This window comes from Pseudomonas oryzihabitans (assembly GCF_007665395.1).
Taxonomy (GTDB): Bacteria; Pseudomonadota; Gammaproteobacteria; order Pseudomonadales; family Pseudomonadaceae; genus Chryseomonas; species Chryseomonas psychrotolerans_C.
This window is the reverse complement of sequence record NZ_VDND01000006.1, coordinates 153,377-169,313: the sequence shown is the minus strand read 5'-3', so window position 1 is coordinate 169,313 and position 15,937 is coordinate 153,377. Positions and strand designations below refer to the sequence as shown.

General features: G+C 67.6%; 14 protein-coding genes. 4 read left to right on the top strand and 10 right to left on the bottom strand.

Going from position 1 to position 15,937, the window contains the following annotated elements; translation table 11 throughout:
- Positions 1-1,106: 1,106 nt before the first annotated feature.
- Both ppk1 and hemB read right to left on the bottom strand, forming a co-directional pair.
- The gene (gene ppk1, locus FSV73_RS14435; RefSeq protein ID WP_145008544.1) at positions 1,107-3,338 is read right to left on the bottom strand and encodes a polyphosphate kinase 1; all 2,232 of its coding nucleotides are present in this window, start codon (positions 3,336-3,338) and stop codon (positions 1,107-1,109) included.
- Positions 3,339-3,347: 9 nt separating this feature from the next.
- Complete coding sequence (gene hemB, locus FSV73_RS14430; protein ID WP_145008543.1) at positions 3,348-4,370, bottom strand: porphobilinogen synthase; 1,023 nt, start codon at positions 4,368-4,370, stop codon at positions 3,348-3,350.
- A gap of 263 nt (positions 4,371-4,633) precedes the next feature.
- Here hemB and FSV73_RS14425 point away from each other — a divergent pair, with 263 nt between their 5' ends.
- Positions 4,634-5,188: a DedA family protein gene (locus FSV73_RS14425; protein ID WP_145008542.1), complete on the top strand. Its 555-nt coding sequence runs from the start codon at positions 4,634-4,636 to the stop codon at positions 5,186-5,188.
- A 105-nt stretch (positions 5,189-5,293) separates the two neighbouring features.
- Positions 5,294-7,420: a putative bifunctional diguanylate cyclase/phosphodiesterase gene (locus FSV73_RS14420; protein WP_145008541.1), complete on the top strand. Its 2,127-nt coding sequence runs from the start codon at positions 5,294-5,296 to the stop codon at positions 7,418-7,420.
- Here the strand turns inward: FSV73_RS14420 and FSV73_RS14415 are convergent.
- Positions 7,417-7,878 carry a YaiI/YqxD family protein gene (locus FSV73_RS14415; RefSeq protein ID WP_145008540.1) on the bottom strand — a complete coding sequence of 154 codons (462 nt, stop codon included), beginning with the start codon at positions 7,876-7,878 and terminating at the stop codon, positions 7,417-7,419. The genes FSV73_RS14420 and FSV73_RS14415 overlap by 4 nt on opposite strands.
- Before the next feature lie 100 nt (positions 7,879-7,978).
- Here FSV73_RS14415 and FSV73_RS14410 point away from each other — a divergent pair, with 100 nt between their 5' ends.
- The gene (locus FSV73_RS14410; RefSeq protein ID WP_145008539.1) at positions 7,979-8,743 is read left to right on the top strand and encodes an SDR family NAD(P)-dependent oxidoreductase; all 765 of its coding nucleotides are present in this window, start codon (positions 7,979-7,981) and stop codon (positions 8,741-8,743) included.
- Positions 8,744-8,755: 12 nt separating this feature from the next.
- On the opposite strand, the gene FSV73_RS14405 is transcribed toward FSV73_RS14410, so the two are convergent.
- The 3 genes from FSV73_RS14405 to FSV73_RS14395 are packed head-to-tail and all read right to left on the bottom strand — an operon-like array spanning position 8,756 to position 11,887.
- On the bottom strand, positions 8,756-9,391 hold the full coding sequence (locus tag FSV73_RS14405; protein WP_145008538.1) for a LysE family transporter: 636 nt from the start codon (positions 9,389-9,391) through the stop codon (positions 8,756-8,758).
- A 4-nt stretch (positions 9,392-9,395) separates the two neighbouring features.
- Complete coding sequence (locus tag FSV73_RS14400) at positions 9,396-9,974, bottom strand: mechanosensitive ion channel family protein (protein WP_145008537.1); 579 nt, start codon at positions 9,972-9,974, stop codon at positions 9,396-9,398.
- Positions 9,974-11,887, bottom strand: coding sequence for an ATP-binding cassette domain-containing protein (locus FSV73_RS14395; RefSeq protein WP_145008536.1), 1,914 nt, complete (start codon positions 11,885-11,887; stop codon positions 9,974-9,976). Before FSV73_RS14395 ends, FSV73_RS14400 begins: the two co-directional genes overlap by 1 nt.
- 47 nt (positions 11,888-11,934) lie before the next feature.
- Here FSV73_RS14395 and FSV73_RS14390 point away from each other — a divergent pair, with 47 nt between their 5' ends.
- The gene (locus FSV73_RS14390) at positions 11,935-12,399 is read left to right on the top strand and encodes a TIGR02444 family protein (protein ID WP_145008535.1); all 465 of its coding nucleotides are present in this window, start codon (positions 11,935-11,937) and stop codon (positions 12,397-12,399) included.
- Here the strand turns inward: FSV73_RS14390 and rsd are convergent.
- The 4 genes from rsd to FSV73_RS14370 form a co-directional block, all read right to left on the bottom strand.
- Positions 12,396-12,872, bottom strand: coding sequence for a sigma D regulator (gene rsd, locus FSV73_RS14385; protein ID WP_145008534.1), 477 nt, complete (start codon positions 12,870-12,872; stop codon positions 12,396-12,398). The genes FSV73_RS14390 and rsd overlap by 4 nt on opposite strands.
- Positions 12,873-12,980: 108 nt before the next feature.
- Positions 12,981-13,466, bottom strand: a complete 486-nt coding sequence (locus FSV73_RS14380; protein ID WP_145008533.1) for a disulfide bond formation protein B — start codon at positions 13,464-13,466, stop codon at positions 12,981-12,983.
- A gap of 88 nt (positions 13,467-13,554) precedes the next feature.
- On the bottom strand, positions 13,555-14,763 hold the full coding sequence (locus tag FSV73_RS14375; protein ID WP_145008532.1) for a heme biosynthesis HemY N-terminal domain-containing protein: 1,209 nt from the start codon (positions 14,761-14,763) through the stop codon (positions 13,555-13,557).
- Positions 14,760-15,923, bottom strand: a complete 1,164-nt coding sequence (locus FSV73_RS14370; protein WP_145008531.1) for a uroporphyrinogen-III C-methyltransferase — start codon at positions 15,921-15,923, stop codon at positions 14,760-14,762. Before FSV73_RS14370 ends, FSV73_RS14375 begins: the two co-directional genes overlap by 4 nt.
- Positions 15,924-15,937: the final 14 nt, after the last annotated feature.

Genomic DNA, 15,937 nt, shown 5'->3' with positions numbered 1-15,937 from the left:
TTGAGCGGGAGCGAAGCCCGACGGTTGCGCGTGCAACTCTGCACCTTAGGTTTTGTGAGTGCCCTGGCTGTTCATCGTGCTTTGCTGATGTTTCTTGTTTCGCCCACCCGGGCGACTCACTTTTCTTTGCTTGCGGATCGCCGCCCGGCGCAAAGAAAAGTAAGCAAAAGAAAGCACACCCCACGTTTCGGCCCTCCGCTGCACTTCGGGTCCCCTCGTTCCGGCGCCGCTCCAGAGGCACGGCACGAAGGGGCCTCCTGCCTCGCATCCCCCTCCGCGACACCTGCACTCGGCCTCACTGACGGGGACGGGGACGGGGACGGGGCGCCAGCCTGATGCTTGGGTGTTCATAGGATCTGTAACGTGTAAAACCGCAGAGCGTTTTCCACTGGCAGCCTTTAACTGCCGAAGCAACTGTCTTTATCGCGGCCATGGGCCGCTCCTACAGTAGCCGGATATCCCGTAGGAGCGGCCCATGGCCGCGATTCCAGTAGCGTCAAGGTCGTAGCGTGGAAAATCGCGCAGCGCTTTCCACTGTTGGGCACCGAATCAACCTGTGGACAAGGCTTCGCCGTTGTCCACGCTACGGGTTGAAGGTTATTCAACCAAAACTTTCAGGCTGGCGAATCGCCCCGTTCAGGAGGACGAACGCTAGGGTCGTGGAGTGAGTCGAGCCGCAGGGATGCGGCGAGAGGCCTAACGGGCCATGGACGGCCCGTGTAGGCCGACCCCGGAACGGCGCTGGCGTGAGCGAAACGTAGCGTAGCGAAGTAACAGCCGTAGGCTGGTCCGAAGGGCGAGCAACGCGAGTCACCCGCAGCGCAGCGGAGGGCCGGATGATCGGGGCAAGCGTTTTTGCTTACTTTTGTCCGGGACGCGTAGTCCGGGGCGCGCAGCCGCGACTGGCAAAAGTGACTCGCCCGGGTGGGCGAAACAAGAACCATCAAAGCACTCGATAAACAGCTAGGGGCCCATACCCCCCAAGGTGAAGGTTTGAAGTCTCGCAATGTTGGGCTTCGCTCCCGCTCAACCCAACCTACGATCTACGATCCCTCCACCCCACGGAGGTCAGGCCTACGCCCCGAAAAGCGTAAGCCCGCCGCCCCTCAGCGGGTATTCACCACCGGACTGGCCAGCCGTTCCAAGAGCGTCGCCTGGACGCTGCGGGCGTTCTGGTTGCCGGTGGGCGACTGCCGCACGTAGCTGCCGTCTTCCTGCAGTACCCAGGCCTGGGTGTTGTCGGTGAGGTAGCCTTCCAGCTCCTTCTTGACCCGGCTGATGAGCTTCTTGCCTTCCACCGGGAAGCAGGTCTCGACACGCATGTCGAGGTTGCGCTCCATCCAGTCGGCGCTGGAGAGATAGAGCTTCTCGTCGCCGCCGTTGAGGAAGTAGTAGATGCGGCTGTGTTCCAGGAAGCGGCCGATGATGGAGCGCACCTGGATGTTGTGGGACACGCCGGGCACGCCGGGGCGCAGGCAGCACATGCCGCGCACCACCAGGTCGATCTTCACCCCGGCCTGGCTGGCCTTGTAGAGGGCGCGAATCACCTTGGGATCGGTCAGGCCGTTGATCTTGGCCATGATCTGCGCCGGACGGCCTTCGCTGGCCGCCACCGCCTCGCGGTTGATCATCTCCAGCAGGTTCTTCTTCAGGGTGAAGGGCGCGTGCAGCAGCTTCTTCATGCGCAGGGTCTTGCCCATGCCGATCAGCTGGTTGAACAGCTTGTGCACGTCCTCGGTCAGGGCCACGTCGGCAGTCAGCAGGCTGTAGTCGGTGTACAGCTTGGCGTTGCCGGCGTGGTAGTTGCCGGTGCCCAAATGCGCATAGCGGCGCAGTTCGCCGTTCTCGCGGCGCAGGATCAGCATCATCTTGGCGTGGGTCTTGAAGCCCACCACGCCGTAGATGACCACGGCGCCGGCCTGCTGCAGGCGGCTGGCCAGCTGCAGGTTGGATTCCTCGTCGAAGCGCGCGCGCAATTCGATGACCGCGGTCACCTCCTTGCCGCTGCGCGCCGCATCCACCAGGGCGTCGACGATCTCGGAGTTGGCGCCGCTGCGGTAGAGCGTCTGCTTGATCGCCAGGACGTTGGGGTCCTTGGCGGCCTGGCGCATCAGGTCGATCACCGGGGTGAAGGACTCGAAGGGGTGCAAGAGCAGCACATCGAGCTTGCCCAGGACGTTGAAGAGGTTGTCCTTCTTCTGCAGCAGCTTGGGGATGGTCGGGGTGAAGGGGGCGTTCTGCAGCTCCGGATGGCTGGCCAGTCCGGTGATGGAGAACAGCCGGGTCAGGTTGACCGGGCCATTGACCTTGTACAGCTCGCTTTCACCCAGGCCGAATTGCTTGAGCAGGTAGTCGGTGAGGTGCTTCGGGCAGATGTCCACCACCTCGACCCGCACGGCATCGCCGTAGCGGCGCGAGAACAGCTCGCCACGCAGGGCGCGCGCCAGGTCCTCGACGTCCTCGGTATCCACCGAGAGGTCGGCGTTGCGGGTCAGGCGGAACTGGAAGCAACCCTTGACCTTCATGCCGGGGAAGAGATCGTCGGCGTGGGCATGGATCATCGAGGACAGGAAGACGTAGTTGTCACCCGGTCCGGCGACCTCTTCCGGTACCCGGATTATCCGTGGCAGCAGGCGCGGCGCCGGGATGATGGCGAGGCCCGAGTCGCGGCCGAAGGCGTCCATACCCTCCAGCTCGACGATGAAGTTGAGGCTCTTGTTCACCAGCAGCGGGAAGGGGTGGGTCGGATCCAGGCCGATGGGGGTGATGATCGGCGCGATCTCGTCACGGAAGAACTTGCGCACCCAGGCCTTGATCTTGGCGTCCCAGTAGCGCCGGCGGATGAAGCGGATCTGCTGCTCGGCCAGGGCCGGCAGCAGGACGTCGTTGAGGATGGCGTACTGCCGCTCCACCTGGCCGTGGACGATGTCGCTGATCCGTGCAAGCGCCTGGTGCGGCAGCAGGCCGTCGGCCCCGGCCTGCTCGCGGGCGAAGGCGATCTGCTTCTTCAGGCCCGCCACGCGGATCTCGAAGAACTCGTCCAGGTTGCTGGAGAAGATCAGCAGGAACTTGAGCCGTTCGAGCAGCGGATAGGATTCGTCGAGGGCCTGTTCCAGCACCCGGATGTTGAATTGCAGCTGCGACAGCTCGCGGTGGATGTAGAGGCTGCTGTCATCCACGTTGGCCGCCGGGGCGGCGGGCGCCGCGGGGACGACCTCCGCCACGGCGACGGGCTGCTCCCCCTCGGCGTCCAGCGTGACCGCTTCCTGGGTCTCGCCCAGGGGCTCGGCGGTGGTCGCTTGCTGCAGATCGGTTTCGACGAAACCCTGGCTACTCATTGAAGCTCCTTAGGAACGCGATGGCCCCTGGCGAAGTTGTTGGGCGGCGCGCTTGGCGAAATAGGTGAGGATGCCGTTGGCCCCGGCGCGCTTGAAGGCCAAGAGCGACTCGAGGATGACGGCGTCGGCCAGCCAGCCGTTCTGGATCGCGGCCATGTGCATGGCGTACTCGCCGCTCACCTGGTACACGAAGGTCGGCACGCGGAATTCCTCGCGGACCCGACGGACGATGTCCAGGTAGGGCATGCCCGGCTTGACCATCACCGAGTCGGCACCCTCGGCCAGGTCCCCGGCGATCTCGTGCAGGGCCTCGTCGCTGTTGCCCGGATCCATCTGGTAGGTGGCCTTGTTGCCCTTGCCCAGGTTGGCGGCCGAGCCGACGGCGTCGCGGAAAGGCCCATAGTAGGCGCTGGCGTACTTGGCCGAGTAGGCCATGATCTGCACGTTGTGATAGCCGGCGTCTTCCAGGGCGGCGCGGATGGCGCCGATGCGCCCGTCCATCATGTCCGAGGGGGCGATCACCTGGGCGCCGGCGGCCGCGTGGGACAGCGCCTGCTTGACCAGCACCTCGACCGAGACGTCGTTGAGCACATAGCCGCGCTCGTCGAGGATGCCGTCCTGGCCGTGGGTGGTGAAGGGATCCAGGGCGACGTCGGTGATCACCCCCAGCTCGGGGAAGTGCTCGCGGAGGGCGCGGGTGGCGCGCTGGGCGATGCCCTCGGGATTGTAGGCCTCGGCGCCGTCCAGCGACTTGCGCTCGGTCGGGGTGACCGGGAACAGGGCGACGGCCGGGATCCCCAGCGCCACCAGCTCGGCGGCCTCTTCCAGCAGCAGGTCGATGGACAGCCGCTCGACCCCGGGCATGGAGGGAATGGCTTCGCGGCGGCCTTCGCCGTCCAGCACGAAGACCGGCAGGATGAGGTCATCCACCGTCAGCACATGCTCGCGCATCAGACGACGGGAAAAGTCGTCGCGGCGCTGACGGCGCATGCGAGTGGCGGGGTAGCTACGGCTGATGGGGGTAAAACTCACGATCGACTCCCAGACCCGGACCACGGGTCAGTGTGATGGGTTATAGGCCACAATCATGACCGATTGGTAACAGCAGATGACAATATGGTGTGCCTATAGGTCCTATCCAAGGCAGACGCCGGCCGGCGGCGGCGTGACACAGGGTCGCAGCGAAATCGGGTCCTGACCGTCTGGCATCCGGCGGACGGAAGTCCGTCACACTTTCTTTCCAGACGCCAACCGGGGTAGGCTGCGCCATCTCCGTTCACCTCGTGTAGTGCCGAATGCTCCAGCAATTCCTCCACGATTTCGGCTATTTCGCCCTCTTTCTCGGCACCTTCTTCGAAGGCGAAACCATTCTGGTGCTGGCCGGCTTTCTCGCCTTTCGCGACTACATGAACATCCAGACCGTCATCCTGGTGGCCTTCTGCGGCAGCTACGCCGGCGATCAGCTCTGGTATTTCCTCGGCCGTCGGCATGGCCGCAAGCTGCTGGCGCGCAAGCCCAAGTGGGAAGCCGCCGGGGAAAAGGCGCTGGCGCACATCCGTCGCCATCCGGACCTCTGGGTGCTGAGTTTTCGCTTCGTCTATGGCCTGCGCACGGTGATGCCGGTGGCGATCGGCCTCTCAGGCTATCCGCCGGTGCGCTATCTGGTGCTCAATGGCATCGGCGCCATCGTCTGGGCCACGGTGCTCGGCTATGCCGCCTATCACTTCGGCGCCGTCCTCGAAGGCGTGCTGGGCAATCTCAAGCGGTATGAATTGATGGTGCTGGGTGGTCTGGTGGTGATCGGCCTGCTGCTCTGGCTGTGGCGACGCAGCCGGGCGCCCAAGGCCTGAGCCCGACGCCTACGCCCGTCGCGCGGATTAAAGCGTCGGCCGTCCCTGCCGATGTCCTGAGCATCACCCTTCCTTAGCGCCCCTGCGGCAAGCTGGCGATTGAGCATGCTGAATTTCTCCACCTTGCTTCCCCCTGGCTATCAGGTCCTGGACGCCAACGACTACGAAGGCGTGCTCGTGGTGCTGTCCTATCTGATCGCCAGCGCTGCCGGCTATACCGCCCTGGCCATGGCCGACTGGGTGACCAGCAGTCGCTCGCGGCGCGGTAGCGAGCTGGCCAAGCTGATCGGCGCCATCGCCCTCGGTGGCGGCATCTGGTCCATGCACTTCCTCGCCATGCTGTCGTTCAAGATCGGCATCCATGTGCATTACGCGCCGGCGCACACCCTGGCCTCGCTGCTGATCGCCATCGCCGTGTCCTATACGGTCATGCACCTGATCGGGCGCGAACGCCTGACCACCCTGCAATACCTGCTCGCTTCCCTGGCGGCAGGACTGGGCATCGCCACCATGCACTACACCGGCATGCTGGCCATGCATTCGGTGGCCGTGCAGCTCTATGATCCGCTGCTGGTGGCGGTCTCGGTGGTGATCGCCAGCCTCGCCTCCCTGGGTGCCCTGCTGCTGGCCTTCCGCCTGCGGGGCAGCAGCGGACTGAAGATCGTCTGGCTGCGCCTGCTGGGCAGCCTGGGACTGGGTTTCGCCATCGTCTCCATGCACTTCACCGGCATGGCCGCCCTGACCCTGGCCGTGCCCATCGGCTTCGCGGCGGATGGCCTGGCGGAAATGAGCCAGCACCTGGAGCTGGGCATGGGTATCGCCGTCGGTACCCTGTTCATCATCATGGTCGGGCTGCTCGCCGCCTGGGTCGGCGAGCGCTACCATGCCCAGAGCCTGCGGCTGGAACGGGTCTCCACCACCCTCGACCAGATCACCCTGCACGACCCCCTGACCCACCTGCTCAACGGGGCCAGCTTCATCCAGACCGTCGACCGCGCCCTCGGCCAGGCCCGGACCGGTGAGCAGTTCGCCTTGCTGATGCTGGACATCGACCACTTCAAACGCATCAACGACAGCCTGGGGCATGCCCTCGGCGACGAACTGCTGATCCAGATGGCGCAGCGGATCCGGGCGGTGCTGGAGAACGACCTGCCCCTGGCGCGCTATGCCGGCGACGAATTCAGCCTGTTGCTGCCGCTGGGCACGCGTGGCGACAGCCAGCCCCTGGCCGTGCGCCTGCTCGAACAACTGCGCCCGCCTTTCGAGTTGGCCGGCCAGCGCCTCGCCATGACCTTCAGCCTGGGCATCGCCCATTATCCCCAGGATGGCGCCAACGCCGGCCAGCTGCTGCGCAGCGCCGGCCTGGCGGTCGGCCACTGCAAGCGCAGCGGCCGCAACCGCAGCCAGAGATTCACCACCGACCTCCAGCGCGAGGCCGATGACCTGCTCAGCCTGGAGATGGACCTGCGCCACGCCCTGGCCCAGGGCGGGCTGCACGTGGCCTATCAGCCCATCGTCGACATCGAGGGGGAGCCCGTGGGCCTGGAAGCCCTGGTCCGCTGGCAGCACCCGGTGCTCGGTCCGCTGAGTCCCGAGCGCTTCGTGCGCGTCGCCGAGGAAACCGGGCTGATCGCCGAGCTGGATGGCTGGGTGCTGCGCCAGGCCTGCGCCGATCTCGCCCAGCTGCACCGCGAGGGGCACCAGGGGCTTCGGGTATCGGTGAACTGTTCGGCCTTGAACCTGGGCGATCGCCTGCTGCCCCAGGCCATCGCCCGGGCGCTGCAGGCCGAGGACCTGCCCGCCTCGGCGCTGATCCTCGAGGTGACCGAGAACGCCCTGATGCACAGCCTCAACGTGGCCATCGCGGTGATCGCCGACATCCGCAGCCTGGGCGTGCGGGTCTCTATCGACGACTTCGGCAGCGGCTACTCCTCGCTGGCCTACCTGAGCCGACTGCCGGTCGACTCGCTCAAGGTGGATCGCAGTTTCGTCCGCACCATCCCCAACCAGGAGCGGGACATGGCGATCGCCGGGGCGATCATCGCCATGGCGCACAAGCTGGGCCTCAACGTGGTCGCCGAAGGGGTGGAGACCGTCGAGCAGCGGCAATTCCTGCAGGCCAATGGCTGCAACTTCATGCAGGGCTATCTGTTCGGCCGGCCGATGCCCCTGCCGCAGCTGCGCGCCTGGCTGGAGCAACAGCAGTCGAGCGTGGCCGCCATTCCGGCCTAGTCCGCCGCGCTGCGCTGGAGCCGGGTGAGCAGTCGATCCAGGGCATTGGCGAAGGCCTGGCGATCGCGGTCCCCGTAGCCGGCCTGCCCCCCGCCCATCTGCCCCTGGTCGCGCAGGTCGGTCATCAGGTTGCGCATGGCCAGGCGCTGGCCCATGTTGCGCTCGTCGAATTCCTGGCCGCGCGGATCGAGCGCCGCCACGCCCTTCTTGACCAGTCGATCGGCCAGCGGGATGTCGCTGCAGATCACCAGGTCGCCCGGTTGCGCCTGCTCGACCAGATGGTCATCGGCGGCGTCCGGGCCACTGGGTACCACCACCAGGCGGACGCAGGCGAACGGCGGCTTGATCTGCGGCTGGCCGGCCACCAGCACCACCTCCAGCTTGCGCTTGAGGGCGAACTTGCAGACCAGCTCCTTGGCGGCGCGTGGACAGGCATCGGCATCGATCCACAGGATCACGGGCGTTCTCCGGCAAAAGCTCAGGATACCCTGCCCCGGCGGCGCACCCCAGCGCAGCGGCGCGGTCGGACAGGGATGACCAACCGACGGGAGCCCACCCATGACCTTCTGGCAACGCCTGGAGCAGCCCGCCCAGGCCCTGGTGTACGGCGCCACCGGCGGCCTCGGGCTGGCCCTGTGCGAACGCCTGCTGGCACGCGAGGACATCGCCCTGGTCTGGGCCTGCGCGCGCCAGGCCGAGGCTCATGATGGCCTGGCCGCGCTGGCACGGCGCCATGGCGACCGTCTGCGCCGCCTCGATGTCGATGTGCTGAACGAGCCGGACCTGGCCTCCCGGCTGGCCGCGGCCACCCCCCGCCTGGACCTGCTGCTGTGCGCCTCGGGGCGGTTGCAGGGCACCCAGGCACGGGCCGAGAAGAGTCTCGCCCAGGTGGACCAGGCGGGCCTGCTGGAAAGCTACCTGGCCAATGCCGTCCTGCCGGTGCTGCTGATCAGGCAGCTGACCCCGCTGCTCAAGGGCCACCATCCCTGCCAGATCGCGGCATTGTCGGCCCGGGTCGGCTCCATCGGCGACAACCACCTGGGCGGCTGGTACGGCTACCGCATGGCCAAGGCGGCCCTCAACCAGGGCCTGCGCTGCGCCAGCATCGAACTCCGGCGGCTCAATCCCGCGAGCTGCGTGCTGGCGCTGCATCCCGGCACCACGGATACCGCGCTGTCACGCCCCTTCCAGGCGCGAGTGCCGGCCGAGCGACTGTTCACGCCCGCCTACGCGGCGGAGCGCCTGCTGGAGGTACTGACCGCCCAGGGCCCGGCCGCCACCGGCAGTTTCTGGGACTGGCAGGGCCAGCCAGTGGTCTGGTAGCGGGACCCGCGGTCAGAGCGCCGCGCGCCTGACCGTGGACAGCAAAGCCGCGGCGGCGAGGAACAGGCTGGCGAAGACCCGGTTGGTCAGCCGCTGCTGCCGTGGTGTGCGCAGCAGGGTAAGCACCCGGGCGGCCAGGCCGGTGTAGCCCGCCATCACGATCAGGTCGACGCTGACCATGGTCGCCCCGATGATCAGGTACTGGGCGGTCAGCGGCGCCTGGGGATCGACGAACTGGGGCAGCACCGCGAGCATGAAGATCAGCGCCTTGGGGTTGCTGACGTTGACGAGGAAACCGCGCAGCACCAGGGCGCCGATCCGCGGCGGCGCCCGCTCGCCAGCCACCTGGGCGCCCAGGTCCAGGGGCGCCGCGCGCCATTGGCGGATCGCCAGGTAGGCGAGATAGGCCACGCCGAACCACTTGATGAGGGTGAAGGCCAGTTGGGAGGTGGCCAGCAGGGCCCCTACGCCGACCGCGACGACGGCGATCTGCAGGGCCAGCCCCAGCTGCAGGCCGATGGCTGTCCAGTAGCCACGGCGAAAGCCCAGGGTCACCCCGGCGCTCATGGAGGCGATGGCGCCGGCACCCGGTGACAGGCTGATCATCCAGCAGGCGATGAAGAAACCGGTCCAGACCTGCAGACTCATGGGTTCACCTGTCGAGATGGAAATCGAAGGAGCCGTCGGCATCGCGCCAACGGCGTACCGACTTCTGGAAGAACTGGGTATTGGGAATCTGCACCAGCGCGCCTTCCTGCTGCTCGTCCAGTTCCTGCAGCGTCACGAAGAGCATGTTGATGGCCACCACCCGGCCCTTGATGCCGGGCTTGTCGGAGGCATCCAGCACCTCGATGCGATCACCCAGGCGGAAGGGGCCGACGGTGAAGATCAGCACCGCGCAGAACAGGTTGGAGAGTACGCTCCAGATGGCGAAGAAGGCTACCGCGGCCACCGCGACGAAACCGGAAATGGCGGTCCAGAGCACCGCCGCGGAGACCCCGAAGCGCTCCAGCGCCATGAGGATGGCACTGCCCATGATCAGCCAGCGCAGGGTACCGCGCAGCCCCAGGACGATCTGCGGCGGCAGCGGATAGCGCTCGCCCAGGCCGGTGACCGCGCGGGCCACGAAGCGCTGCAGGACATAGCCGATGAACAGCACCAGGGCGACCTGGCCGGCCACCAGCAGGTAGTCGCCCCAGCCGGGCAGCCAGGTGTGCAGCCACTCCGTCATCAGGCCCCCTCAAGTTCGGCTTGCAGCTCTTCCAGGCGTTCCAAGGCCTCCAGCCACTGCTCTTCCAACTCGGCTTCACGGGTCTTGGCCGCGGCCTGGTCGGCCAGTGCCTGGCGCAGCTCGTCCTTGCGCGCGGCCTCGTAGAGCCTGCTGTCGCCCAGCCGGGCCTCCAGGGCGGCGAGTTTTTCCTGCACCTTGCCCAGTTCCGCCTCCAGCTTGTCGGCGGCCTTCTTCAGCGGCGCCAGTTGCTGGCGCAACGCCGCGGCCGCCTGGCGCTGGGCCTTGCGATCGGTTTTGTCGAGCGGGGCGCCGTCGCCAGGGGCAGCGTTCGGCTCCTGGCGGGCGCGGAAGTCCACCAGCCAGCGGCTGTAGTCGTCCAGGTCGCCATCGAAGGCCTGCACCTTGCCGTCGGCCACCAGCAGGAATTCGTCGGTGGTGCTCTTGAGCAGGTGCCGGTCGTGGGAGACCACCAGCACCGCCCCGGCGAATTCCTGCAGGGCCAGGGTCAGGGCCAGGCGCATGTCCAGGTCCAGGTGGTTGGTGGGTTCGTCCAGCAGCAGCAGGTTGGGCTTCTGCCAGGCGATCAGCGCCAGGGCCAGGCGCGCCTTCTCGCCGCCGGAAAAATTCAGCACCGCCTCGTCGCAGCGCGGCCCGCGGAAGTCGAAGCCGCCGAGGAAATCGCGCAGGCTCTGCTCGCGCTCGCCAGGGGCGATGCGCTGCAGGTGCAGCAAGGGACTAGCCTTGGCGTCCAGGGAATCGAGCTGGTGCTGGGCGAAGTAGCCGATGGCGAGGTTCTCGCCACGCTGCAGGCGGCCGCCGAGGGGCTCCAGCTCCGCAGCCAGGGTCTTGATCAGGGTCGACTTGCCGGCGCCGTTGGGGCCGAGCAGGCCGATCCGCGCGCCCGGCGCCAGCTGCAGCTTGACCGGGTGCAGGATGGTGGTGTCGCCGTAGCCGAGGCGGCCCTCGGCGAGGTCCAGCAGCGGGCTGGACAGCTTGTCCGCCTCGCGGAAGACGAATTCGAAGGGCGAGTCGACATGGGCCGGCGCCAGTTCCTCCAGGCGTTCCAGGGCCTTGATCCGGCTCTGCGCCTGGCGCGCCTTGGTGGCCTGGGCCTTGAAGCGGGCGATGTACTTTTCCATGTGGGCGCGCTGGGCCTGCTGCTTGTCGTAGGCCTGCTGCTGCTGCGCCAGACGCTCGGCGCGGGTACGCTCGAAGCTGGAATAGCCACCGCGATAGAGGGTGAGGCGCTGCTGGTCCAGATGGACCACGTGATCGACCACGGCATCGAGGAAGTCGCGGTCGTGGGAGATGAGGATCAGGGTCCCTGGGTAGCCCTTGAGCCAGTCTTCCAGCCAGAGGATGGCATCCAGGTCCAGGTGGTTGGTCGGTTCGTCCAGCAGCAGCAGGTCCGAGGGGCACATCAGCGCCCGGGCCAGGTTCAGGCGCATCCGCCAGCCACCGGAGAAGTCGCCGACCTGGCGCTCCATCTGCGCCGCGGTGAAGCCCAGTCCCGCCAGCAGCTTGCGCGCCCGGGCATCGGCGGTATAGCCGTCGGCGGCCTCGAAGTCGGCATGCAGGCGCCCCAGGGCGGTGCCGTCCTGGGCCGCCTCGGCGGCGGCCAGTTCGCGCTGGATGCGTCGCAGCTCGACGTCGCCGTCCAGCACGTAGTCCACCGCCAGGCGTTCCAGGGTGTCCACCTCCTGGCGCATGTGGGCGATGCGCCAGGCGGCCGGGATGTGGCAGTCGCCGGCATCGGCGCCGAGTTGGCCGCGCAGCAGGGCGAAGAGACTGGACTTGCCGGCGCCGTTGGCACCGATCAGGCCGGCCTTCTGGCCAGGATGCAGGGTCAGGTCAGCGCTTTCGAGCAGACGCTGCGGACCGCGCTGTAGAGTAAGGTTCTGTAGTCGGATCATGGCGGCGGAGTGTAGCAGCTCCGCCACCCACGAACGGGGAGACGGACATGCAAGAGGACCTGTGGGAATTCGCCCTGGCAGTATACGCCCGGCCCGGCGTGGAAGGCGCCTGTTTACGCCTGCAGGAAGCCGGGGCCGATGTCTGCCTGGTGTTGACGGCGCTCTGGCTCGATCACCGCGGTTGCGCCCTGGCGACCCGGGGCCTGGAACGGCTGCAGGCCGCCGCCTCGAACTGGCAGGATACGGTGGTGCGGCCGCTGCGCCAGTTGCGGCAGGCCTGGAAGGTGCCGGCCGGCGCGGATGAAGACCTGGCCGCGCTGCGCGAGCAGCTCAAGGGACTGGAACTGGCCGCGGAGCGCGAACAGCTCGCGCGTCTGGCCCGGCTGGCCGCGCACTGGCCATGCCGCGACGCGGGTGAGGCCGGCGCCTGGCTGCGCGCCGTGGCGCCGCCCCAGGCCGCAGCGGCCGATCTCGTCCTGCTCGCCGAGGCGACGCGGACGCGCGGGTTCTAGACCGAGGCCAGGCGGGGTTGCTGGTGAGCGGTGTGGAGCACCTCGATGAGGCAATCCTCCAGCTCGAAGCGTTCGCGCAGGGTTTCCCCCAGCAGCTTGAGTTCGATGGTCAGCAGACCCGGGTCGCGATAGGCACCGCGCTCGAATCTGTCGTTGAAGTTCAGGGCGGCGTCGGTGAGCGCCTGCAGGCGCGGGTAGACGCTGTCGGCGAACTCGATGGCGCGCTCGTCCTGGAATTCCCGGGCTTCCGCCACCAGTTGCTCGTAGATCTCGAAGTGCGCGGTGGACATGTAGTCGACCAGCATGTCGCACAGGCGCTCCAATTCGCTCAATTCCCGCACCGGGGCCAGCAGCGGTTCCAGGTCCAGGGTTTCGTAAGCGGTCACCAGCTCACGGCGGGCGATCAGCCAGCGGTCGATCAGCTGGTGGACCCCACCCCAGCGTTCCTGGGCATTGCGGCAGGTTTCTAGCATGACGGCAGCTCTCTATACGGGCGAGACGGTCCGGGCGCGGGCGCCCGGGTTTATCAGGAACTATACCGACATCGTCTCGTCAGGCGAGTGCCGTTGCTCGGAGAAAGGTCAGCGACGGCGGAAGATCTTGACCAGGCTCAAAGCCATGAGCAGGACGAAGGCCAGCAGGCTCCACTCCGGGATGCTCAGGCCGAACAGGGTCCAGTTGACCTCGGCGCAGTCGGCGGTGCCGTGCAGCACCAGGCGGATGATTTCCTGGAAGGGCAGTGCCTGCATCATGTAGTCGAGGCTGGGCAGGCAGGCCGCCAGCTCTTCCGCCGGCACCGTCTGCAGATAGACCTGGCGCCCGGCGGTAGCGGCGCCAGCGGCGGCCAGCAACAGCAGGATCACGCCGTAGATGCGCCGTCCGCGCAGCCCGGGGGCCTGGATGCCGGCGATCAGCGCGACCACCCCCACCAGGATGAAGAAGATCCGCTGCACGACGCACAGCGGACAGGGCTCGAGACCGACCACGTGTTCGAGATAGAGACCGACGCCCATGAGCACCGCGCAGGTGGCGGCCATGAACAGGAAGATGAAGCGGGGACTAGTCACGGACGCGCCGTCTCCAACAGGGAATTGGGACGTTACGGTAGTGAAAGCCCGGGCACCTTTCAAGGACCCGGGCGAGCGAGGGTCCCGCTCAGACCCTCGGCGTCGGCAGCGGATCCGCCGCCGGCTCGCGCCACTGGCTCTGCAGCAGCTGCTGGCTACGGCTCACATCGCCCAGCTGGATGGCCACGCGGGCCAGTTCGCCGGCGGTCACCGCGGAGGGACGCTGCGCCAGGCTGCGCTCCAGATATTCACGCGCCTTGCCCCACAGCTGGTTGTTCATGCACAGCCGACCCAGGGCCAGCAGCAGCACCGGATCCTGGGGGCGGTCCTTGAGCCAGCCCTCGGCATGCTGCAGCGGGCGACTGGCATCGCGCGGCCGCAGCTGGCCGTAGAGCTCGACCAGGCGCTCGTCCCACTGCCGATTGAGGGTGATGTGCAGGACTTCCTCGGCGAGATCGTCGCGGCCGATGGCGCGCAGCTGGCGGGCATAGGCCAGCACCACCGAGGCATCGCCCTTGAGCGCCGTGGGCACCTGTTGCCACTGGGCGTCCAGGGCCGACTCCGCGCCCTGGGGCGGCACCTCGTCGAGGGTGGCGATCCACACCTTACGCTCCAGGTCGTCCTGCTCCTGCGGGCGCAGCACCTGCTGCTTGCGCAGCTGCGGCAGCAGGGCGATCAGCGCCGACCAGTCACGCAGGGTCACCTGCAGGCGCTGCAGCTGCAGCAGCACCTCGCCATTCTTCGGATACTTGGCCTGCAGCGGCGCCAGGCTGTCGCGCGCCTCCAGGTACTGGCCGCGATCGATCTGCAAGCGGGCCTGCTGCAGGCCGATGGCCAGCTCGGCCTGGGGCTCGCGCTCGCGGGCCTGACGCAGCAGGCGGTCGCGTTCTTCCAGGTCACCCAGCTCGTTGGCGGCGCGGGCGGCGCCGAGCAGTACGAACAGCGGCTGGTCGGCGTGTTCGGCGGCGCTCTTGAGATGTTTGAGGGCACCGCTCCAGTTGCCCTCGGCCAGTTCCAGCTGGCCCTTGTGCCGCGCCTGGTCCAGGCGCCGCTGGCGATTGTGCCGCGACCAGGGATTGAGCACCTTGCCGGTCAGGCCCAGGGCGCCGAGCACCAGCTTGAGGATGTAGAGCGCCAGCCAGACGGCCACCAGCAGGGCCAGGAACGCCCAGAGGCTCGATTCGTAGCGGAAGTTGCTGTAGGACAGCAGCACATAGCCCGGCTCCTTGGCCAGCACCACGGCGACGCCCAGGCCGACGAGCAGGGCGAACAGGAACAGCAGGTACAGGCGCTTCATGGGCGATTCTCCTGAGCCGCGCCGGCGGCAATGTTCGGCTGGATTTGCTGACGTTGCGCGATGTAGGCCTGCAGCGCGGTCAGGGCCGGCGTCAGGTCCGGCGCCTCGAAGGTGACCGGGCGCTCGGCCAGCTCCTGGAGGCGCAGCTTGACCGCGCGGCTTTCCGGATTCTGGTTGTTGAAGTGGGCGGCGAGGACGTCTTCGGCCTGCTCGATGGAGAGGCGATAGACGTCCTGGTTGCCGTTGAGCACGGCCCACTGTGCCTGCTCCAGCGCCAGGCTCATGGCCAGGCGCACCTGGGCCAGGGATTCCTCGGCCAGCAGCGGACGGATCGGCTGGTCGGCGGAGAAGTCGATGCGGAAATAGCTGGAGATGCGCTGGCGGAAATCCTGCCACCACTGCTGCAGGGCATTGCTCGGCGGCACCGCGGCCTTCTCGACCCCGGGCTGATCGGCCACCGTGGTGGAGAAGCGTGGCGGCAGGGGCTCCAGGCTCTGCACCTGGTTGCGCAGCGAGGCCAGCTGGACGAACTGGCCGGTGCGGTCCAGGTCGGGCAGCTGCCGCAGGGTCTGCTGGGCATTGGCGAGTTGCTGGCGCGCGGCGAAGGCGGCCGGGTCGTTCTGCGCCTTGAGGATGTCGTCGACGCCCTGCAGCAGGTTCTGCGCGCTGGGTACGTCCTGCAAGGCGACCATCCGCAGGGTCGCCATGCGCAGCAGGTGCTCGGCTTCGGTCAGGCGCCAGGCCTGGCGACTCTGGCCGACCACTTCCTTGAACTGTTCGGCCAGGTGCTGCTGGTCGCCCTGCAGGGCCGCCAGCTGGCGACGCCGCTCTTCCAGTTCGTTGGCCGAAGGCAGCCGGCCGAGGTCGGCACTCAGGGCCTGGTTGCGCATCTCCAGCTGGCGCAGCTGGCTCCGCAGGTCCTCGGCCTGGGCGGCTTGCGCCTGCTCGGCCTGGTGCACCTGCTGCAGCTGCCAGACACTCCAGCCGCCCACGCCCAGGCCACCGGCGGCCACCAGCAGGGCCAGCAGCGCGAGGCCAGACGCCTTGCCCGAGCCCTTGCGGCGCACGCTGGCCGGGGGTGGCGCCGGCGGTGGCGAGGCGGGAGTCACGACAGGATCGGGAGAGACGTCGTCGGCGCGGGGGGCTTGGGTTTCGCTCACGGGAATTCCTTGTA

Coding starts and splice junctions, on each gene's coding strand:
- FSV73_RS14410 (WP_145008539.1), top strand. CDS start 7,979: ATGACCTTCTGGCAACGCCTGGAGCAGCCCGCCCAGGCCCTGGTGTAC.
- FSV73_RS14420 (WP_145008541.1), top strand. CDS start 5,294: ATGCTGAATTTCTCCACCTTGCTTCCCCCTGGCTATCAGGTCCTGGAC.
- FSV73_RS14425 (WP_145008542.1), top strand. CDS start 4,634: ATGCTCCAGCAATTCCTCCACGATTTCGGCTATTTCGCCCTCTTTCTC.
- FSV73_RS14390 (WP_145008535.1), top strand. CDS start 11,935: ATGCAAGAGGACCTGTGGGAATTCGCCCTGGCAGTATACGCCCGGCCC.
- FSV73_RS14395 (WP_145008536.1), bottom strand. CDS start 11,887: ATGATCCGACTACAGAACCTTACTCTACAGCGCGGTCCGCAGCGTCTG.
- ppk1 (WP_145008544.1), bottom strand. CDS start 3,338: ATGAGTAGCCAGGGTTTCGTCGAAACCGATCTGCAGCAAGCGACCACC.
- FSV73_RS14405 (WP_145008538.1), bottom strand. CDS start 9,391: ATGAGTCTGCAGGTCTGGACCGGTTTCTTCATCGCCTGCTGGATGATC.
- FSV73_RS14375 (WP_145008532.1), bottom strand. CDS start 14,763: ATGAAGCGCCTGTACCTGCTGTTCCTGTTCGCCCTGCTCGTCGGCCTG.
- rsd (WP_145008534.1), bottom strand. CDS start 12,872: ATGCTAGAAACCTGCCGCAATGCCCAGGAACGCTGGGGTGGGGTCCAC.
- FSV73_RS14400 (WP_145008537.1), bottom strand. CDS start 9,974: ATGACGGAGTGGCTGCACACCTGGCTGCCCGGCTGGGGCGACTACCTG.